This is a genomic window from Streptomyces sp. NPDC038707 (assembly GCF_040636485.1).
Classification (GTDB): domain Bacteria; phylum Actinomycetota; class Actinomycetes; order Streptomycetales; family Streptomycetaceae; genus Streptomyces.
Genome location: NZ_JBEZUP010000089.1, coordinates 1 through 2,350, shown reverse-complemented (window position 1 = coordinate 2,350; position 2,350 = coordinate 1). Strand labels below are relative to the sequence as shown.

General features: G+C 70.9%; 1 protein-coding gene. It reads right to left on the bottom strand.

Annotated features, from left to right (window positions below; genetic code table 11):
- Positions 1-2,350, bottom strand: a 2,350-nt coding sequence (pulA, locus tag AB0E62_RS39880) for a pullulanase-type alpha-1,6-glucosidase (RefSeq protein WP_362206000.1), incomplete at both ends; no start/stop codon positions are given.

Here is a 2,350-nt window from a genome sequence, read left to right as displayed (position 1 = left end):
TGAAGGTGCCCGAACCGGTCGTGTACGAGGCCGACTTGACGGTCTCGTCGGTGCCGGTGGCCTGTACGGGGTGGAGGTGGTAGGGGGTGCCGGTGAGGGCGGTGACGCGCTGGTCCTGCCGGTGGGGGGTGGCGTTGAGGACGATGACCAGGTCGCCGAGTTCCATGGTGATCACGCCCGGGGTCTCGTCCGTGCCGGAGAGCGGGAAGGACAGCCGCTGCTGGACGTCGGCGGTGGTGGCCAGGGAGAACGCCTTCTCGGTGGTGCGGATCCGCAGCAGGTCGCGGTAGGCGGCCGAGGCGCCGGTGATCTGCGGGCAGCCGGCCGTGACCGTGGTGAGCAGGGGCCGGGCGTACTCCCACTTGGACCGGTTGTCGGCGGCCGGGGGCAGCCCGCGGCCGAAGCCGTTGCCGTCCGCGCAGTTCCAGTGGATCGCGTTGAACCAGTCCCCGCTGTCGAAGGAGTTGCGGTCCAGGGACTTCGAGCGCAACAGGTCGCTGCCCGCCTGGGACAGCGCCGGCCCCTGGGAGAGGGCGGCGGTGGCCAGGGCCAGGACCTGCATCCGGGCCCGGTCATCAGGGGACGTGCCCTGGGGCAGTTTGTAGGCCAGCGCGTCGAACAGGGACTCGTTGTCGTGGGCGTCCACATAGGCCAGGGCGTCACCGGGAGCCTCGGCGTACCCGGCCGGGGAGCCGTTGTAGTCGACCTGGGCGCCCGTGACCTGCCGGCCCCGGGTGTCGGTGAACCGGTATCCGGCGAGGTTTCCGGTGAGCCCGACCTTGATCAGGTCCTGGTAGCGCAGCAGCCGCGCCCGCTGCTCCTCCTTCGTGCCGTTGGCAAGAGAGGTGTTGGGGTCGGTGTACAGGCCCGAGGCGAAGCCCTGCACCCCGGGGTCGGCGTCGAAGGGGCCGCCGCCGCGCACCGCGTCCCGGGCCCGGTCGGAGAAGGTCGCGATGCCGGTACCGGCCATGTTCTCCTGCGTGGCCTGCGTGAACCGGGCGTCGTCGGCGACCTCGCCGAAGTTCCACCCCTCCCCGTACAGGATGATCCTCTTGCCGTCCACGCCGTCCTTCGCCACGGTCAGCGCGTCCAGCGCCTCGCGGACGGCCAGGATGTTCGCCCTGGGATGGTGGCCCATGAGGTCGAACCGGAACCCGTCCACCTTGTACTGCTTCGCCCAGGTGACCACCGAGTCCACGACCAGTTTGCCCATCATCGCGTTCTCCGGCGCGGTGTTCGCACAGCACGTGCTGTCCGCCACCGACCCGTCGGCCAGCAGACGCTGGTAGTAGCCCGGCACGATCCGGTCCAGCACCGAGGCATCCGCCTGCCCGCTCGCCGCCGTGTGGTTGTAGACCACGTCCATCACCACCCGCAGCCCGTCCCCGTTCAGCGCCTGCACCATCCGCCGGAACTCCACCGTCCGCGCCGTGCCGTCCGGATCGGTGGCGTAGGAACCCTCGGGAACCGTGTAGTGCAACGGGTCGTAACCCCAGTTGTACGCGTCCTTCCCGGCCGACCTGCCCACACACTCCTGCTGCCGCTCCGAGTCCGCCGGGAACGAGGCCAGGTCACAGTCCGGCACCGCCTGGTCCGCCTTCCGCTCGGGAATCCCGGCGATGTCGAAGACGGGCAGCAGGTGCACGTACGACGTCCCCGCCTCGGCGAGTGCCCTCAGATGCCGTGACCCGTCACTGTCCCTGTCGGTGAACGCCAGATAGGTGCCCGGGTGCCGGGAGGTACGGTCCTCCACCGAGAAGTCCCGCACGTGCAGCTCCTGGATCCGCGCGTCCCGCAGCGGCACCGCCCTCGGCTTGCGCAGCACCGACCAGCCCGCCGGGGCCAGGGACCGGTCGTCCAGGTCCACCACCAGGCTGCGCTCGGAGTCCGCGGTGAGCGCGACCGAGTACGGATCGGTGACCTTGTTCGTCACCACCTTGCCCGCACTGGGCGCCCACACCTTCACCACGTACCGGTACGGCTTGCCCTTCCACGACGCCGGCCCGGAGACCGACCACACGCCCGTGGCATCGTCCCGGCGCATCCCCCTGACCGAACCGTCCAGCTCCAGCGACACACTCCGCGCCGTCGGAGCCCACACCGACAGCGTCGGCCTTCCCCCACGGAACACCGGGCCGAGGCGCGCCTTCGTGGCGCCGGCGTAGAGATCGTCCAGCACACCGGCGACCTGCACACCCGTCGCGGCCAGCACGGCCCCGTCCGCCGCCCGCTGCGAAGCCACGAGCTGACCGCGCAGCGCCTCACGCACCCGGCCCCGGTCACGCCGGTCCACCGACCAGGCCGCATAACCCTTCAGATGCGGGAACCGCGCCTTCTGCGCCTCGGTCAG